Consider the following 17,706-nt stretch of genomic DNA (forward strand, 5'->3'; position numbering starts at 1 on the left):
TCCCATCCCGGCCTGCCGGGCCCGGCGCCGGGTGTGTCAGAATTCGGTACCGGGTGACCCCCGACGCTCGAACCAGACCGCCGGGCCGCAACAGGCTCGGGGTGCGCAGGAACGGAAGTCCAGGACGACGACTCCGTATCCGAGGCACCGGCCTCCCCTCCGCGTCTGCGTTCACTCCTGCGGGTGTGCGTGCTGCGTCCGCCATTGCCGCGCCGGGGCCCGGTTCTCACGCGCCCGGTGTGCCGGGTGGCTGTGAGGCGTATGACAACCATGTGACTTGGACGAAAAGGCATGGGTGCGATGCCCTCGTCCGACCTACGCTCGGCCCGGAAGCACAGCGCGGACCAACGCAGACAAATCCATAAACCCTCATCCGAGGGCGCTCGTCCGACGGCGGCGCCCCGACCCAGCCTTCCCCGGGGGCGCTTCGGCGTTCCCGGGTTCCGGTTACCGGCCACCGGTCGCCGGAAGCCGGTACCGGCCGGGTCGTCCGCTCCGTCGGCGGGTGTCCTCGCTCGATCAATGACGAAGAGGTCATCGTGGCAGCGGAGATCATCCACAGCAGTACCCAGGACACCGACGATCCGGTCGACGCCGTGTTCGCGCTCCACCGCGGCGGCAAGATGGAGGTCCGGGCGACCGTCCCGGTGCGCGACGCGGACGACCTGTCCCTCGCCTACACCCCCGGTGTGGCCCGCGTCTGCACGGCCATCGCCGAGCAGCCCGAGCTCGTGAACGACTACACCTGGAAGTCCAACACGGTGGCCGTGGTCACCGACGGCACCGCCGTGCTGGGCCTGGGCGACATCGGCCCGGAGGCCTCGCTGCCCGTCATGGAGGGCAAGGCGATCCTGTTCAAGCAGTTCGGCGGCGTGGACGCGGTCCCGATCGCGCTGGCCTGCACCGAGGTCGACGAGATCGTCGAGACCGTGGTCCGGCTGGCCCCCTCCTTCGGCGGCGTCAACCTGGAGGACATCTCCGCCCCGCGCTGCTTCGAGATCGAGCGCCGGCTCCAGGAGGCCCTGGACATCCCGGTCTTCCACGACGACCAGCACGGCACCGCCATCGTCACCACCGCCGCGCTCTGGAACGCCGCCAAGGTGACCGGCCGGGAGCTCGGCTCGCTGCGGGCCGTCATCTCCGGCGCCGGCGCGGCCGGCATCGCCATCGCCAAGATGCTGCTCGCCGCCGGCATCGGCGACGTGGCCGTCTGCGACCGCAAGGGCGTGGTGCACCAGGGCCGCGAGGACCTCACCGACGTCAAGGCGGAGATCGCCGGGCTGACCAACCGCACCGGCCTCAAGGGCACCCTGGCCGACGCGATGGCCGGCGCCGACGTCTTCATCGGCGTCTCCGGCGGCACCGTGCCGGAGCCGGTCGTCGCGACCATGGCCGAGGGCGCGTTCGTCTTCGCCATGGCCAACCCCACCCCGGAGATCCACCCCGAGGTCGCGCACAAGTACGCGGCCGTGGTGGCCACCGGGCGCAGCGACTTCCCGAACCAGATCAACAACGTGCTGGCCTTCCCGGGCATCTTCGCGGGCGCGCTGCAGGTCCGGGCCACCCGGATCACCGAGGGCATGAAGCTGGCCGCCGCCAAGGCGCTGGCGGGCGTGGTGGCCGACGAGCTGACGCCGCAGAGGGTCATCCCCTCGCCGTTCGACGAGCGGGTCGCGCCGGCCGTCAGCAAGGCCGTCGCCGAGGCCGCCCGCGCGGAGGGCGTCGCGCGCCGCTAGTCGGCGGGAGAACGTCAGGAACACTCCGCCCGGGCCCGGGACACGCGTCACAGCTTCGCGTTGTTCCGGGCCCGGGGCCGTTCTGGCTATCGTCCGGGGCATGTTTGCCGCCTACGCCGCACGAATCGACGCCGACGACCCGCTGAGCGGGCTGGAGCTCGGCGAGCGCCCCGAACCGCAGGCCCGCCCCGGGTGGAGCGTGGTCACGGTCAGGGCCGCCAGCCTGAACCACCACGACCTCTGGTCCCTGCGCGGGGTCGGCCTGCCCGCCGGGAGGCTGCCGATGATCCTCGGCTGCGACGCCGCCGGTGTCGACGAGCACGGCAACGAGGTGGTGCTGCACTCCGTGATCGGCCAGAGCGGGCACGGGGTCGGGCCGGACGAGCCCCGCTCGATCCTCACCGAGCGCTACCAGGGCACCTTCGCCCAGCAGGTGGCCGTCCCCACCTGGAACCTGCTGCCCAAGCCCGCCGCGCTCTCCTTCGAGGAGGCCGCCTGCCTGCCCACCGCCTGGCTGACGGCCTATCGGATGCTGTTCACCAACGCCGGGGTGAAGCCCGGTGACACCGTCCTGGTGCAGGGCGCCGGCGGTGGGGTGTCCACCGCGCTGGTGGTCCTCGGCAGGGCGGCGGGCCTGCGGGTCTGGGTCACCGGCCGGGACGAGGCCAAGCGGGCCCGGGCGGTGGGGCTGGGCGCCGACGCGGCCTTCCCGAGCGGGGCCCGGCTGCCCGAGCGGGTGGACGCGGTGCTGGAGACGGTCGGCGCGGCCACCTGGTCGCACTCGGTGAAGTCGCTGCGCCCGGGCGGCACGATCGTCATCTCCGGCGCCACCTCGGGGCCCAACCCGGTGGCGGCCGAGCTGAACCGGATCTTCTTCCTGGAGCTGAAGGTGATCGGCTCGACCATGGGCACCAAGGAGGAGCTGGCCGGGCTGCTCTCGTTCTGCGCCACCACCGGCGTCCGGCCGGTCATCGACTCGGTGCTGCCGCTGGCCGGGGCGCCGGAGGCCTTCGCCCGGATGGCCGGGGGCGACGTCTTCGGCAAGATCGTCCTCACCCCCTGACCCCCTGACCACCTCACCCCCTGATGCCCTGAAACGCCGGCGCCCGGCACCCGCGCGGGGTGCCGGGCGCCCGGGCTCCGGTTCAGCCGAGCAGGCGCTTCAGCCGCTCACCGGCCTCGCCGAGCAGTCCGCGGGCCTCGGCGAGCCGGTCGGGCGTCACCCCGCCGTCCCTGGCCGCGTCGCGGACCTGGTCGCGGAAGCGGTCGAGCAGCCGCTCCAGCTCCCGGGCCGGGTCGCCGGCCGGGTCGGTGGCGGTCCACGGCGGCAGATCGGCCGGGGCCGCGCCGGCCGGCTCGTCCTTGTCCAGGTCGATCCGGGTGACGGTGATCCGCTCGGCGCCGGGCGCACCGGCGGAGGGCCGCGCCGTCCCGGCCTTCTCGCCCTTCTCGCCCTTCTCGTCCGACGGGTGGCCCCAGCGGGCCGCGTCGGCCAGCCCGGCCAGCCCCTTGGTCAGCTCGGAGAGCCCCTCGGCCAGCCCGGTCGGCCAGTCGCCGCGCGTCGCGTGCTCGCGCACCTGCTGCTCGACCCGGCGCTTGATCCGCAGCGCCTCCTGCTGGGCCGCCGTCCGCGCCGCCCGGGACTGCTCGCGCAGCCGGCGGGCCTCCTCCTCGGCCGCCTTGGCCTTGGCCTTGGCGGCCTTCTCCTGCTCCTTGGCCCGCTTGGCCTGCTCCCGGGCCTGCCGCTTGAACTCGGCGAACTCCTCCTTGGCGCGCTGCCAGGCCGCCTGCTCGCCCCACGGCCCGGCCCACGGGCTGCCGGCACCCCCGTCCCCGTCCCCGTCCGCCGCCTCCGGCCGCGGGGCGTTCTTCCGGGCCTGCTCGGCGTCGCTCCAGAGCTGCTCGCGCAGGTCCTGGGCGCTGTTCCGGACGTCCTCGCGGATCGCCCCGGCCAGCTGGGCCACCGAGTCGCGGATCTCGACCTCCAGCTCGTCGAGCTCGCCCTGCCGGGCGGCGAGTTCGGCGCGGCCCGCGTCGGTGAGCCGGTAGACCTTGCGGCCGCCCTCGGTGCTGTGCGCGACCAGGCCCTCCTGCTCCAGCTTGGCCAGCCGCGGGTAGACGGTGCCGGCGGAGGGCGCGTACAGGCCCTGGAAGCGCTCCTCCAGCAGGCGGATCACCTCGTAGCCGTGGCGCGGGGCCTCGTCGAGCAGCTTCAGCAGGTAGAGCCGGAGCCGGCCGTGGCCGAAGACGGGGGTCATGTCAGGCCTCCTTGGTCAGGTCGGGGCCGGTGGACGGGCCGTCCGCGGTGGGCAGCTCCCGGACGACCACCTGGGCGTCGTCGTCGGCGTCCGGCCGCTGCAGCACGGTGACCGCACCGGAGACGGTGGTGACCGAGAGGCTGCCCCTGCCGTCGCCGAGCTGGCCGGAGAGGCGCTTGGTGCCCCAGCTGCCGCCGACCTTGAGCTCGTCGAAGCTGGAGGAGAGGTCGCCGCTGGTGGTGCCGGCCTCGACCTTGGTGTCGGCCAGCGAGGGGAGCCGGACACCGACCGCGCCGCTGACCGTCTTGACCTTGATCTCGGTCGGGGTGGCGCCGGCCAGGTCCAGGGTCACCGCGCCGGTGACGGCGTTGGCGGACACCTTCTCGGCGGTGCCGGCGACCACGGTGAGCCGGCCGGAGACGGTGTTCAGCTGCAGCCGGCCGGCCACCGACTGGGCGTCCACGTCGCCGGTGACGGTCTTGGCGTCGGTCTGCCCGGCCAGGCCGACCAGGGTGACGTCCGCGTTGGCGGTCTGCGTCGAGACGTGGCCGGTGAAACCGGAGACCGTCGTCGCGGCGGAGACGGTGCCGACCTTGACCTCGGTGCCGGCCGGCACGGTCAGGGTGACGGCGGCGGTCCGCTTGTGCTTGAAGGAGGAGAAGAAGCCCTTCACCGAGTCGACCGACTTCAGGACGTCGCCGAACTCGTTCCAGCTGCTGATGTCCTTGTAGGTGACGGTGAGGACGCCGTCGACCAGGGTGACGTGCAGCGGCTCGCCCGTGAGCTCGGTGACCTCCAGCCGGGCGGGACCGTCGGCGGCGACCACGTTGACCGTGCCGTCGACGGTGCGCACCTGCAGGGTCCGGACCGTCTCCTCGATGGTGATCCTGTCGGGTCCTTCGACCGTCCACTGGCTCATCTCTGCCGCCTCCCGTTCGGAACTCGCGATGTATCGCGTTGTCTCTCCTGAAGACGATATATCGCGTAACGGCGAAGTCAAGGGAGTCCCACCCCGAGGCCGACCCGGAGCGGACCCGGACGTCAGCCCCTACGGGGAGCCCCGCGGCGGGCATGCGAAGGGGCCCGGAGGCGGTTGCCTCCGGGCCCCGAACGACGGTCGTTCACCGGGTCAGCGGATCACTCGTCGTCCTCGTCGTCGAGCCGCGCCAGCCAGGTGGCCAGCCGCTCGACCGGGACCTCGAAGTCCGGGTTGAGGTCGACGAACTCGCGCAGGCGCTCGGCCAGCCACTCGAAGGTGACCTCCTCGTCGCCGCGCCGGCTCTCCAGTTCCTCGATGCCGCGGTCGGTGAAGTACACGGTTCGCTCCGGTCCGATGGGGATTCGACCTGGTCAGGATAGAACGCGGTCAGCCGTCGTTGCGGTAGTAGGTGAGGGAGCAGGTGGCCGCACCGTCGCTGTCGCCCAGCTTGACGACCTTCAGCACGACGATCGAGCCCGAGGCCCGCTGGCGGACGCAGAACTGGCGGTCCGCCGGCAGGTTGTCGAACTTGAAGTCGGCGGCCGGCTCGCGGTCGATGCCGGCGGCGCAGGACTCCGGCGTGAGCGGGCTGTTGTCCTTGGCGACGTAGGCGTCGCTCTTCTCGCTCAGCCGGAACTCGGCGCCGAGGGTGCCGACCTTCCAGTCCGCCGTGCCGGCGGGCACGACCTTGCCGTTCTTGAGGTCGAACTCGTAGTTGGCGCTCGGCGGGATGGACAGCACCTGGTCCTTGTAGACCTCGACGTACTTCGCGGGGCGGGTCGCGGAGGCGGTCGGCGAGGACTTCGAGGGGGAGGCGGCGGCGGTCGGGGCCGGGTCGCCGCCCGTCGCGGGCGGCGTGCTGGCGGCCGGCGCACCGGCCGGGGTGGTGGCCGGCGGTGCGGCGGGCTGGGAGCTCCCCGGGGTGTCGGCGGCGGTGCTCCGCTTGTCGTCGTTCTTCCCGCCGAACTTGGACATCAGCACCACGCCGCCGGCCGTGCCGCCGAGCGCCATCACCAGGGCGACGGTCAGCAGCACCTTCCAGGAGACGCCGCCCTTGCGGGCCGGCTCCGGCGCGGGGGTGTCGGTGACCACCGGTCCGGGCGGCGGGGTGTCGTAGGACGGCGGTTCCGGGCGCAGCTGGACGGTCGGCGGGGAGCCGAACGGCGGGCCGGCCGGGGCGTCGGCGGGCACCTGGGCGGCGCCGTACGCGCCGAGCGGCGGCGGCACGAAGCCGGGCGGCGGGGTGTCCGGCCGGGCGGGGCCGTAGCCGGGCGGCGGCGGACCGAAGGACGGCGTGGTGGGCCGGTGGGCCGGTGCGGCCACCGGCGCGGCCGGGGGAGCCGTCGGGGGAGCCGTCGGCGGCACGGGCGGCGGCACGGGCGGCGCGGCGGGCGCGGCCGGCAGCGGGGTGGGCGGGGTCTTCGGTAGGTCCGAGCGGCGGGTGATCTCGGTGTTGACCTGCTTGGGCAGCCAGTCGTCGGAGAACCGCAGCTGGCCGCCGACGGTCGGGTGGTTGCGGGCGACGTCGATGATCTCGGCGGGCCGGGGCCGGTCCTCGGGGGACTTCGCCAGGCAGCGCAGGATCAGTTCGCGCAGTCCGGCCGGCACGGCGTCCAGGTCGGGCTGCTCGTGCACCACCCGGTAGAGCACGGCGGTGTCCGGGCCGTCGCCGAACGGCGGGGCGCCGCCGGCCACGTACGCGGCCAGCGCGCCGAGCGCGAACACGTCGGTGGCCGGGGTGACCGGGCTGCCCTGGGCCTGCTCGGGCGACATGAACGCGGGCGAGCCGATCCGGTAGCCGGTGCCGGTGAGCGCGGTGGCGTCGGCGGCCCGGGCGATGCCGAAGTCGATCACCCGCGGACCGTCGCCGGCCACCAGCACATTGGCCGGCTTGAGGTCGCGGTGGACCACCTCGACGCTGTGGATCGCCTGCAGGGCCTCGGCGATGCCGCCCATCAGCAGCAGGACGGTGCGCACCGGCAGCGCGCCGTTCTCCCGCACCACCTGCTGCAGGGACGGGCCGGGGACGTAGGCGGTGACGAGCCACGGGGCGTCGCCGTCCAGGCCGCCGGAGTCGATCACCTGGGCGGTGTAGAGGCCGTGGATCCGCTGGGCGTTGGAGACCTCCTGGGCGAACCGGCGGCGGAACTCGCCGTCCTCGGCGAACTCCGGGCGGACCACCTTGAGCGCCACCGGCCGGCCGCCGGGCGTGTACGAGAGGTAGACCCGGCCCATGCCGCCGGCCCCGAGCCGGGCGAACAGCCGGTAGCCGCCGACCTCCCGGGGATCGTCCGGGAGCAGCGGCTGGAAGACCGGCGGGAGCGGCGCGGCGGCGGCGTCCCGTGGCGTGTCGGCGGTCATGCGGTTGATCCCCCTGGGAGAGCGGCGAGGTCCACCGACCGCCGGGAAGGGGCGCGCCGACGGGCTTGCCCGGGCGGCGGTCTGGCGAGGCATAACCTATCGACCCGTCAGGAAGCCGCGCGGATCGGTGCCGCTTTGGTTGCAGAGCTGGGACCTTCGCACACAGCCGGTGCACATCGGCCCCTGCATGTCGGCCGCTGCACGTCGGCCCGTGCGCATCGGCCGGTCCCGGCCCGGAACGGCGGCGGCCCCCCGTTCCCCTGGAGTCCAGGGGAACGGGGGGCCGTACTGCCGGGGCCTCGCCACCGGCCGGCCGGGGCCGGCGGGTCAGAGCGAGAAGACCTCCTCGATCAGCGCCTGCTGCTCGGCACCGTGCCGCTTGGCCGAGCCGACCGCCGGGGCCGAGGAGGCCGGGCGGGCGACGCGACGCAGCCGGGCGCCGTTGGCGCTGCGGCCGATGACGACCTGCAGGTGGTCGACCAGGTTCATGGCGATGAACGGCCAGGCACCCTGGTTGGCCGGCTCCTCCTGGGCCCAGACGAACTGGACGTCGTCGCCGTAGCGGGCCAGCTCCTCCTGGAGCTCGGCCACCGGCAGCGGGTAGAGCCGCTCGACCCGGACGATCGCGGTGTCGGTGACGCCGCGCTCGGTGCGGGCCGCCTCCAGGTCGTAGTAGAACTTGCCGGCGGTGATGACCACCTTGCGGACCTGCGCCGGGTCGACGGTGCTGTCGCCGATGACCGGGCGGAAGGAGCCGGACAGGAACTCCTCGGTGGCGCTCGCCGCGGCCTTCAGACGCAGCATCGACTTCGGGGTGAAGACGACCAGCGGCTTGTGGTGCGGGTTGTGCGCCTGCCAGCGGAGCAGGTGGAAGTAGTTCGACGGCAGGGTCGGCATGGCGACCGTCATGTTGTTCTGCGCGCACAGCTGGAGGAAGCGCTCCGGGCGGGCGGACGAGTGGTCCGGGCCCTGGCCCTCGTAGCCGTGCGGCAGCAGCAGGGTGACGCCCGAGTGCTGGCCCCACTTCTGCTCGGCGGAGGAGATGTACTCGTCCACCACGCTCTGCGCGCCGTTGACGAAGTCGCCGAACTGCGCCTCCCACATGACCAGCGCGTTCGGGCGGGTCAGCGAGTAGCCGTACTCGAAGCCCATCGCCGCGTACTCGGACAGCAGGCTGTCGTACACGGTGTAGCGGGCCTGGTCCTCGGTGAGGTACTGCAGCGGGGTGTAGTCCTCGCCGGTGCTCCGGTCGATCAGGACGGCGTGCCGCTGGCCGAAGGTGCCGCGGCGGCTGTCCTGGCCGGCCAGGCGGACCGGGTGGCCCTCCATGAGCAGCGAGCCGATGGCGAGGGTCTCGCCCATCGCCCAGTCGATGGTGTTGTCCTCGACCGAGCCGGCGCGGCGCTGCAGCTGCGGCAGCAGGCGCGGGTGGACGGTCAGCCAGTCCGGCAGATTGACCTGCGAGGCGGCGATCCGCTTGACCATCTCCTGGGAGATGCCGGTCTGGATGGTGACCGGGAAGTCGGCGACCGGCTTGCCACCGGTGGCGGCGGCCGGGGCCTGGGCGGCGTCGCGGACCTCGGCGAAGACCTTCTCCAGCTGGCCCTGGAAGTCCTGGAGCGCCTGCTCCGCCTCTTCCATGGTGATGTCGCCGCGACCGATCAGGCCCTCGGTGTACAGCTTGCGCACCGAGCGCTTCTTGTCGATCAGGTCGTACATCAGCGGCTGGGTGAACGACGGGTTGTCGGCCTCGTTGTGACCGCGGCGGCGGTAGCAGATGAGGTCGATCACCACGTCCTTGTGGAACTCCTGGCGGAACTCGAAGGCGAGCCGCGCGACGCGGACCACGGCCTCCGGGTCGTCGCCGTTCACGTGGAAGATCGGGGCCTCGATCATGCGGGCCACGTCGGTGCAGTACATCGAGGAGCGGCTGGAGGCCGGGGCGGCGGTGAAGCCGACCTGGTTGTTCACCACGACGTGCACGGTGCCGCCGGTGCGGTAGCCGCGCAGCTGCGACATGTTCAGGGTCTCCGCGACGACGCCCTGGCCGGCGAAGGCCGCGTCGCCGTGGATCTGGATCGGCAGCACCGGGAAGGTGGTGCCGCCCTGGTCCAGGATGTCCTGCTTGGCGCGGGCGATGCCCTCGACGACCGGGTCCACGGCCTCCAGGTGGGAGGGGTTCGCGGCGAGCGAGACCTTGATGGTCTCGCCGTCCAGGCCGGTGAAGGTGCCCTCGGAGCCGAGGTGGTACTTCACGTCGCCGGAGCCGTGCATGGACTTCGGGTCGAGGTTGCCCTCGAACTCGCCGAAGATCTTGCCGTACGGCTTGCCGACGATGTTGGCCAGCACGTTGAGGCGGCCGCGGTGGGCCATGCCGATGACGGCCTCGTCGAGGCGGTGCTCGGCGGCGGCGTCGATGGTGGCGTCGAGCAGCGGGATGAGCGACTCGCCGCCCTCCAGCGAGAAGCGCTTCTGGCCGACGTACTTCGTCTGCAGGAAGGTCTCGAAGGCCTCGGCGGAGTTCAGCCGGCGCAGGATGCGCAGCTGCTCCTCGCGCTCGGGCTTGGTGTACGGCTTCTCCAGGCGGTCCTGCAGCCACTTGCGCTGCGTCGGGTCCTGGATGTGCATGTACTCGATGCCGACGGTGCGGCAGTAGGTGTTGCGCAGCAGACCGAGGATGTCGCGGAGCTTCATCATCCGCTGGCCGCCGAAGCCGCCGACCGCGAACTCGCGCTCCAGGTCCCACAGGGTGAGGCCGTGGGTGGTGACGTCCAGGTCGGGGTGCTTGCGCTGCTTGTACTCCAGCGGGTCGGTGTCGGCCATGAGGTGGCCGCGGACCCGGTAGGAGTGGATCAGCTCGATGACGCGGGCGGTCTTGTTGACCTCGTCGTCGTGGGTGGTGGCGACGTCGGTGGCCCAGCGGACCGGCTCGTACGGGATCCGCAGCGACTCGAAGATCTCGTCGTAGAAGCCGTTCTGGCCGAGCAGCAGCTGGTGGATCGTGCGCAGGAACTCGCCGGACGCCGCGCCCTGGATGACGCGGTGGTCGTAGGTCGAGGTCAGCGTCATGATCTTGGAGACGCCGAGGCGGGCCAGGGTCTCCGGGGCGGAGCCCTGGAACTCGGCCGGGTACTCCATGGCGCCGACGCCGACGATGGTGCCCTGGTTCTGCATGAGGCGCGGCACGGAGTGCACGGTGCCGATGCCGCCGGGGTTGGTCAGCGAGACCGTGACGCCGGTGAAGTCGTCCATCGTCAGCTTGTTGGCGCGGGCCCGGCGGACGATGTCCTCGTAGGCCTGCCAGAAGCCGAAGAAGTCGAGGGTCTCGGCCTTCTTGATGGCCGCGACGACGAGCTGGCGGTCACCGTTCGGCTTGACCAGGTCGATGGCCAGGCCGAGGTTCACGTGCTCGGGCTTGACCAGGTAGGACTTGCCGTCCTCCACCTTGTAGCTGTGGTTCATGCCCGGGGAGGCCTTGACGGCCTGGACCAGGGCGTAGCCGATCAGGTGGGTGAAGGAGACCTTGCCACCGCGGGCGCGCTGCAGGTGGTTGTTGATGACGATGCGGTTGTCGATCAACAGCTTGGCCGGAACGGCGCGCACCGAGGTCGCGGTCGGCACCTCCAGCGAGGCGTCCATGTTGGTCGCGACGGCCTTGGCCGGACCGCGCAGCTGCACCAGCGCGGGGCCGGTGGCCTCGGCGGCGGGCGCGGGGGCCGGGGCGGCGGCCTTGGGCGCCGGCGGCGCGGCGGGGGCGGCGGCGAGCGGCGCGGGGGCCGGCGCGGCGACGGGCGCCACGGGGGCGGCCGGGGCCGGCTGCACCGGCGCGGGGGCCGGGGCCTGGGCTTGGGCGGCCGGAGCGGCGGCGGGCGTCGCGGGGGCGGCGGCGGGGGTCGGCGTAGCGCCGGCCTGGGTCGCGGCCTGGGTCACTGGGGTCACCTCGGTACCGGGCTTGTAGTCGGCGAAAAAGTCCCACCAGGCTCGGTCGACCGAGTTCGGGTCCTGGAGGTACTGCTGGTAGATCTCGTCGACGAGCCACTCATTGGGGCCGAAGCCAGTGGAGCTTGCCGAGCTGTTGGGGTGTTCAGGGGACTGTGGCGACACGGCGGCAACCGCCCTCTTCCGCTTCCTTTTGGGATGTTTGGACAGCGGGGATTAAGGCTACGCCTCCGACCAGTGATCGCGCAGTCCCCGGGGGGCAGGCGTCGCCCAGATCACAGTCCTGACCTGCTGTTTGGCTGGAAATGTGCGTTAGAAACCCGCAGCGGAGGGGAACCGACCGGTTCTGATCGCCACCCAAATGGTGGCAAAAGCGGACAAGGTGGGGTAAGAGTCCCGGGGTCGGGTCTGTGTCGGTTCTGTGACATTTGTCCTCTTTCCCCGGGTCGGGCCGTCGTCCGAGTGTTGTCCGGCCGTCGTCCGGTCGGCTGGACGGCCCGGCCGCCCGGCCCGCGCGCGGTGCTCAGCGCGGGCCGGGCAGCCGGACCTCGATCCGGCAGCCGCGGGCGGCCTCGGCGACCTCGATCCGTCCGCCGTGCAGGTCCACCGCCCAGCGGGCGATGGCCAGGCCGAGGCCGGTCCCGCCGTCGGCGCCCGGGCCGGCGGCGGTCGCGGTGCCGCTGCGCCCGAACCGCTCGAAGACCCGGGTCCGGTCCGCCGCGGGGATGCCGGGACCCTCGTCCTCGACCTCCAGCAGCAGCGCGCCGGGCCCCTCGCCGGGCCGGGCGCGGACCGTCACGGTGCCGCCGGGCGGGGAGTGCTTGCAGGCGTTGTCGACCAGGTTGGCGACCACCTGGTGGAGCCGCTCCGGATCGGCGACGCCGGTCAGGCCCGTCGGGCTCACCTCCAGCGCGAGCCGGACGTCGCCGCGCCGGGAGAACGCGCCGCCCGCCGTGGCGCCGTCCACGGTGACCCCGCGCAGCACGCCGTCCAGGAACTCGCGCACCTCGAAGGGGCGGGCGTCCAGGTCGACCACGCCGTCGTCGATCTTGGAGAGGTCCAGCAGGTGGGCGACCAGCCGGCCGAGCCGCTCGGTCTGCTCCAGCGCGGCACCCAGGGTCGCCGGGTTGGGCTGGACGACGCCGTCGACCACGTTCTCCAGCACGGCGTGCAGCGCGGCGATCGGCGTGCGCAGTTCGTGCGAGACGTTGGCGACCAGTTCGCGGCGGTGCCGGTCGGCGGCCTCCAGGTCGGCCGCCATCTGGTTGAAGGTGGCGGCGAGCTCGCCGATCTCGTCGCGCGAGTTCACCTCGACCCGGCGGCTGTAGTCGCCGGAGGCCATCGCGCGGGCGGCGGCGGTCATGTCGCGCAGCGGGGCGGTCAGCCCGTGCGCGAGGAACTGCATGAAGAGCAGCGAGGCGATCATCGAGAAGATCATGATGATCCGGATCTGGGTCTCGGACCGGATCGCCACGACCACCATGCCGGTGGCCAGGAAGACCGACACGATCACCAGGAGGGCGAGTTTGCCCTTGATCGAGCGGACCGGGTCGAGCGGCCGGATGTCGGCCCAGACCCTTCTCGCGGCGCGGGCGGCCAGGGTGGGCGGCCGGCTGCCGGCGAGGTCCCCGTTGCGTTGCTGTGGAAAGGTCATTGGTCCCCTGTGATCCCCCGCGTGGGTCGCACGGCGTCCGTGACACGGGCCCCCCGGCGGCCCGTTGTCCGAGGGTGCGCCGCTACGAGAGCGGGGCCTCCAGCGCGTATCCGACGCCGTGCACGGTGCGGATCCAGCTGGCGCCGATCTTCCGGCGCAGCGCCTTGACGTGGCTGTCGACGGTGCGGGTGCCGGACGCGTCGGTCCAGTCCCAGACCTCGGCCAGCAGCTGCTCGCGGGTGAGCACGGCGCGCGGCTGGGCGGCCAGGCAGGCGAGCAGGTCGAACTCGGTCGGCGTCAGGTGGACGTCGCCCGAGGCCAGCCGGACCCGGCGCTGCACGTGGTCGATCTCCAGCTCGCCGAAGCGCAGGCTGCCCAGCGCGGGCGTGCGGGCGGCCTGCTGGGCGCGCTCGACGCGGCGCAGCAGCACATTGACCCGGGCGGCCAGTTCGCGCATGGAGAAGGGCTTGGTCATGTAGTCGTCGGCGCCGACGCCGAGGCCGACCAGCAGGTCCGTCTCGTCGTCCCGCGCGGTGAGCATCAGGACCGGTACCGGGCGCTGGGCCTGGATCCGGCGGCACACCTCCAGGCCGTCGAAGCCGGGCAGCATGATGTCGAGGACGACGAGGTCGGGCTGCCAGGTGTGGAAGCCGTCGACGGCGCCCGGGCCGTCGTGGGCCACGGCGACCTTGAAGCCCTCCGCGCCCAGCCGGGCCGCGATGGACTCGGCGATCGTGGGCTCGTCCTCGACCACCAGCACTCTGCGCTGACTGCTCACCGTGCCGCCGGCGTTCTGGTTGTCCTGCTGAATTTCTGTCACGGTCACGCCACCGCCCCCAGGGCTGCGGGCCGGCCACCTGTGGGGATGGCGAAGGCTCCGCTCGTAGTCTTGTTCCGTCGTGGACTGTGCCGGGTCCGCCGTCCCGTCGCGTGCGCGGTGCCGGCGAGCGGGCGTGCGCCGCTCACTTCTCCCGCACACCTCGCAGCGTACGGACAGCGGGTGATTCCCGGCAGGTGGACCGGACATTTCCGGCCCGCGGGCCGGCTTGCCGGGCCGGCCGTCGGGCCCACTCGGAAGTGGGCACGGGCCGATACCTTACCCGGCGTTTTTTCACTCCGTAACGGTACGTATGCACATCGATCGACACCAAGCCGCCGGTCAGCGGGGACGGGCATGGGTGTGGGGGGAGAAGGTATGGACCAATTCGGCCACCCCCCGATCCCCCGCGCCCAGCGTTCTCCCAGCGGGCTCCCAGCCGCCGGTCGTACCGTGGCCACGACAAATTTGCGGGGGGTGGGATTTCCGGTACGCGCCGGAACGTTGGACACGCGCGGGGGCGGCGGTCACGAGCGGCGGAGCGGAGGCGGCATGACGGAGCGACAGGTGCGCGCCGGGCGCGGCGGTCCGCCGTACGGGATGCTCCGGCACGGTCTGCGGGCCGGGGCGGCCGACTGGCTGCTGGCCCGGGTGCCGACGCCGCGGCGCAATCCCTTCGCGCTGGGCTACCTCGCCGTGGTCGGCGCCACCACCACCTTCGCCCAGCTCGCCGACCCCGACCTCGTGCTGCGGCTCCAGGAGGCGTCCAGCTCGGACGGGCACAACCTGCTCCAGCACCCGCTGCGCGCGCTGCTGCTGAGCGGCTTCTGGGTGGCCGGCCCGAACTGGGTGCCCTACCTGTGGGCCTTCGCCCTCACCGTCGCGCCGCTGGAGCGCCGGGTCGGCCCGGCCCGGGCGGCGGCCGTCTTCGCCGCCGGGCACGTCGGCGCCACCCTGCTCTCCCAGGGCGTGGTCGTCGTCGGGGTGGAGGCCGGGCGGCTGGAGCCGGCCGCGATGGACTACCTGGACATCGGCGTCAGCTACGGCGTGCTGGCCAGTCTCGGCGCGCTGGCCGGGCTGCTGCGGCCGGGCGGACGGGTGGTCGCGCTCGGACTGGCCGCCGCGCTGATCGCCGGGCAGATCGCCGAGGACCGGGACCTCGTCACCGGGGTCGGCCACCCGGCGGCGCTGCTGGCCGGGGTGGTGCTGTGGCGGTGGCTGCGCCGCCGGGACGGGTACCGGCCGCGCCGTACCCGGCTCGGGGTGCTCGCCGGGCGCCCCCGGTCGGCGTCCGCGCCGGCCTCTGCGCCGGCTTCCACGGCGGCTTCCGCGGCGGGTCGGGCCGCGGTGCTGGAGCGGCTCTGAGCCGGGTCCGGTCCCGGTTTTGACGGCCGGGCCGGGACTCCTCCGCCGTTCGCTCACGGCGAACGCGGCCCGGGGAACATCCGGCCGCCGCGAAGCCTTAGTCAGGTCGACTCAAGTTCGCTGACTGGGGAGAGATCATGGCATCGACGTCCACACCGCTCACCCTGCCCGTGCTGCCGCTCGACGACGAGGTCGTCCTGCCGGGCATGGTCGTTCCGCTGGACCTGAAGGACACCGAGGTCCGCGCCGCCGTCGAGGCCGCGCGCGCCGCCGCCCCCGGCAGCACCGGCAAGCCCCAGGTCCTGCTGGTGCCGCGGGTGGACGGCTCGTACGCGGCGGTCGGCACCCTCGCCACCGTCGAGCAGGTCGGCAGGCTCGCCGACGGCCCCAATTCGATCGGGCAGCCGGCCGCGCTGGTGCGCGCGGTGCGCCGGGTGCGGATCGGCGTCGGCACCACCGGGCCCGGCGCCGCGCTCTGGGTGGAGACCACGCCGTTCCGGGAGTCCTCGGTCGGCACCCCGGTGGCCGGGCGGGCCGCCGAACTGGTCAAGGAGTACAAGAACCTGTCCACCCAGTGGCTGCGCAAGCGCGGCGCCTGGCAGATCGTCGACCGGGTGGCCGCCATCGAGGGTGTCGGCGAACTCGCCGACAACATCGGCTACGCCTCCTTCGTCACCGCCGAGCAGAAGCTCAAGGTGCTGCTGGAGGCCGACCAGGTCGCGCGACTGGAGTACGCGCTCGGCCTGCTCCGCGACCACCTCGCCGAGGAGGAGGTCAACGACACCATCCGCAAGGACGTCGAGGAGGGCGTGGCCAAGCAGCAGAAGGAGTTCCTGCTCCGCCGCCAGCTGGAGGCCGTCCGCAAGGAGCTGGCCGAGCTGAACGGCGACCCGGCCGACGAGGAGGAGGACTACCGCGCCCGGGTGGAGGCCGCCGACCTGCCGGAGAAGGTCCGCGAGGCCGCGCTCAAGGAGGTCGACAAGCTGGAGCGCTCCAGCGACCAGTCGCCCGAGGGCTCGTGGATCCGCACCTGGCTGGACACCGTCCTGGAGCTGCCCTGGAACGAGCGCACCGAGGACTCCTACGACATCGCCGGCGCCCGCGCGGTGCTGGACGCCGACCACGCCGGCCTGGCCGACGTGAAGGAGCGGATCGTCGAGTACCTGGCCGTCCGCAAGCGCCGGGCCGACCAGGGGCTCGGACTGGTGGGAGGCCGCCGCGGAGGCGCGGTGCTGGCCCTGGTCGGCCCGCCCGGCGTCGGAAAGACCTCGCTCGGCGAGTCGGTGGCCCACGCCATGGGCCGCAAGTTCGTCCGGGTCGCGCTCGGCGGCGTCCGGGACGAGGCGGAGATCCGCGGCCACCGGCGCACCTACGTCGGCGCGCTGCCCGGCCGGCTGGTCCGCGCCATCAAGGAGGCCGGCTCGATGAACCCGGTCGTCCTGCTCGACGAGATCGACAAGGTCGGCTCCGACTACCGGGGCGACCCGGCCGCCGCCCTGCTGGAGGTGCTCGACCCGGCGCAGAACCACACCTTCCGGGACCACTACCTGGAGGTCGAGCTGGACCTCTCCGACGTGGTCTTCCTCGCCACCGCCAATGTGCTGGAGGCCATCCCCGAGCCACTGCTCGACCGGATGGAGCTGGTCCGCCTGGACGGCTACACCGAGGACGAGAAGGTCGTCATCGCCCGCGACCACCTGCTCCCGCGCCAGCTGGAGAAGGCCGGGCTGAAGGGCGAGGAGGTCGTGGTCGACGAGCCGGCGCTGCGCAGCCTGGCCGGCGAGTACACCCGGGAGGCCGGCGTCCGCAACCTCGAACGGGCCATCGCCCGGGTGCTGCGCAAGGTCGCCGCGCAGCACGAGCTGGGCGAGCGCGAACTGCCCGCCGCGATCGGCGCCGACGACCTGCGCGCCCTGATCGGCCGGCCGCACCACGTCCCGGAGGCGGCCCAGGAGCCCGCCGAGCGGCGCACCGCGGTGCCCGGCGTGGCCACCGGACTGGCGGTCACCGGGGCCGGCGGCGACGTGCTCTACATCGAGGCCTCGCTCGCCGACGCCGAGACCGGCGGCACCGGGCTGACCCTGACCGGCCAGCTGGGCGACGTCATGAAGGAGTCCGCGCACATCGCGCTCTCCTACCTGCGCTCGCGCGGCGCCGAGCTGGAGCTGCCGGTCACCTCGCTGCGCGACCGCGGCGTGCACCTGCACGTTCCGGCCGGGGCCGTGCCCAAGGACGGGCCGAGCGCCGGCATCACCATGACCACGGCGCTGGCCTCGCTGCTCTCCGGGCGCAAGGTGCGCACCGACGTGGCGATGACCGGTGAGGTGTCGCTGACCGGGCGGGTGCTGCCGATCGGCGGGGTGAAGCAGAAGCTGCTCGCCGCCGACCGGGCCGGGATCACCACGGTGATCATCCCCAAGCGCAACGAGGCCGACCTGGACGACGTCCCCGCCGAGGTGCTGGAGCGGCTGAGCGTCCACCCGGTCGCGGACGTCCGGGAGGTGCTGGAGCTGGCCCTGGAGCCGGCCGGCGTGCTGGTGGCGGCGGCCTGACCGACCCGTAGGGCTCGCCGCGGTCATCTACCGCGGCCCGTCCCG

The 17,706-nt window shown here is 73.2% G+C and carries 11 protein-coding genes; 4 read left to right on the top strand and 7 right to left on the bottom strand.

Features of this window, described 5'->3' with window-relative positions:
- Window positions 1-539 precede the first annotated feature (539 nt).
- Together ABZW10_RS14215 and ABZW10_RS14220 are read left to right on the top strand one after the other, a co-directional pair.
- On the top strand, window positions 540-1,736 hold the full coding sequence (locus tag ABZW10_RS14215) for an NADP-dependent malic enzyme (RefSeq protein ID WP_355363969.1): 1,197 nt from the start codon (window positions 540-542) through the stop codon (window positions 1,734-1,736).
- A 100-nt stretch (window positions 1,737-1,836) separates the two neighbouring features.
- Window positions 1,837-2,799 carry a zinc-binding dehydrogenase gene (locus tag ABZW10_RS14220; protein ID WP_355363972.1) on the top strand — a complete coding sequence of 321 codons (963 nt, stop codon included), beginning with the start codon at window positions 1,837-1,839 and terminating at the stop codon, window positions 2,797-2,799.
- An 82-nt stretch (window positions 2,800-2,881) separates the two neighbouring features.
- Here the strand turns inward: ABZW10_RS14220 and ABZW10_RS14225 are convergent, their stop codons facing one another.
- The 7 genes from ABZW10_RS14225 to ABZW10_RS14255 all read right to left on the bottom strand — a co-directional run bounded on the left by ABZW10_RS14225 (window position 2,882) and on the right by ABZW10_RS14255 (window position 13,747).
- Complete coding sequence (locus tag ABZW10_RS14225; RefSeq protein WP_355363975.1) at window positions 2,882-3,994, bottom strand: PadR family transcriptional regulator; 1,113 nt, start codon at window positions 3,992-3,994, stop codon at window positions 2,882-2,884.
- A gap of 1 nt (window position 3,995) precedes the next feature.
- Entirely contained in the window at window positions 3,996-4,913 is a 918-nt protein-coding gene (locus ABZW10_RS14230; RefSeq protein WP_355363978.1) for a DUF4097 family beta strand repeat-containing protein, read from the bottom strand.
- A gap of 218 nt (window positions 4,914-5,131) precedes the next feature.
- A complete protein-coding gene (locus ABZW10_RS14235) occupies window positions 5,132-5,311 on the bottom strand; it encodes a DUF6104 family protein (protein ID WP_030309148.1) in 180 nt (59 codons plus the stop codon).
- 49 nt (window positions 5,312-5,360) lie between these two features.
- Window positions 5,361-7,334, bottom strand: coding sequence for a serine/threonine-protein kinase (locus ABZW10_RS14240; protein ID WP_355363981.1), 1,974 nt, complete (start codon window positions 7,332-7,334; stop codon window positions 5,361-5,363).
- A gap of 327 nt (window positions 7,335-7,661) precedes the next feature.
- Window positions 7,662-11,438: a multifunctional oxoglutarate decarboxylase/oxoglutarate dehydrogenase thiamine pyrophosphate-binding subunit/dihydrolipoyllysine-residue succinyltransferase subunit gene (locus ABZW10_RS14245; protein WP_355363984.1), complete on the bottom strand. Its 3,777-nt coding sequence runs from the start codon at window positions 11,436-11,438 to the stop codon at window positions 7,662-7,664.
- 358 nt (window positions 11,439-11,796) lie between these two features.
- Entirely contained in the window at window positions 11,797-12,927 is a 1,131-nt protein-coding gene (locus tag ABZW10_RS14250; protein ID WP_355363987.1) for an ATP-binding protein, read from the bottom strand.
- Window positions 12,928-13,009: 82 nt separating this feature from the next.
- The gene (locus ABZW10_RS14255; protein ID WP_344337269.1) at window positions 13,010-13,747 is read right to left on the bottom strand and encodes a response regulator transcription factor; all 738 of its coding nucleotides are present in this window, start codon (window positions 13,745-13,747) and stop codon (window positions 13,010-13,012) included.
- Window positions 13,748-14,296: 549 nt separating this feature from the next.
- On the opposite strand from ABZW10_RS14255, the gene ABZW10_RS14260 reads away from it, so the two are divergent.
- Window positions 14,297-15,109 (top strand): rhomboid-like protein, encoded by an 813-nt coding sequence (locus ABZW10_RS14260; protein WP_355363990.1) that lies wholly within the window; start codon window positions 14,297-14,299, stop codon window positions 15,107-15,109.
- Window positions 15,110-15,246: 137 nt separating this feature from the next.
- The gene (gene lon / locus ABZW10_RS14265; protein WP_355363993.1) at window positions 15,247-17,661 is read left to right on the top strand and encodes an endopeptidase La; all 2,415 of its coding nucleotides are present in this window, start codon (window positions 15,247-15,249) and stop codon (window positions 17,659-17,661) included.
- Window positions 17,662-17,706: the final 45 nt, after the last annotated feature.

Origin of the sequence: Kitasatospora sp. NPDC004723 (genome assembly GCF_040609255.1) — a bacterium.
In the GTDB taxonomy this organism is placed as follows: Bacteria; Actinomycetota; Actinomycetes; order Streptomycetales; family Streptomycetaceae; genus Kitasatospora.

Excerpts from the sequence above, each read along its gene's own strand:
- ABZW10_RS14220 (WP_355363972.1), top strand. The coding sequence starts at position 1,837 with ATGTTTGCCGCCTACGCCGCACGAATCGACGCCGACGACCCGCTGAGC.
- ABZW10_RS14225 (WP_355363975.1), bottom strand. The coding sequence starts at position 3,994 with ATGACCCCCGTCTTCGGCCACGGCCGGCTCCGGCTCTACCTGCTGAAG.
- ABZW10_RS14230 (WP_355363978.1), bottom strand. The coding sequence starts at position 4,913 with ATGAGCCAGTGGACGGTCGAAGGACCCGACAGGATCACCATCGAGGAG.
- ABZW10_RS14240 (WP_355363981.1), bottom strand. The coding sequence starts at position 7,334 with ATGACCGCCGACACGCCACGGGACGCCGCCGCCGCGCCGCTCCCGCCG.
- ABZW10_RS14250 (WP_355363987.1), bottom strand. The coding sequence starts at position 12,927 with ATGACCTTTCCACAGCAACGCAACGGGGACCTCGCCGGCAGCCGGCCG.
- ABZW10_RS14260 (WP_355363990.1), top strand. The coding sequence starts at position 14,297 with ATGACGGAGCGACAGGTGCGCGCCGGGCGCGGCGGTCCGCCGTACGGG.
- lon (WP_355363993.1), top strand. The coding sequence starts at position 15,247 with ATGGCATCGACGTCCACACCGCTCACCCTGCCCGTGCTGCCGCTCGAC.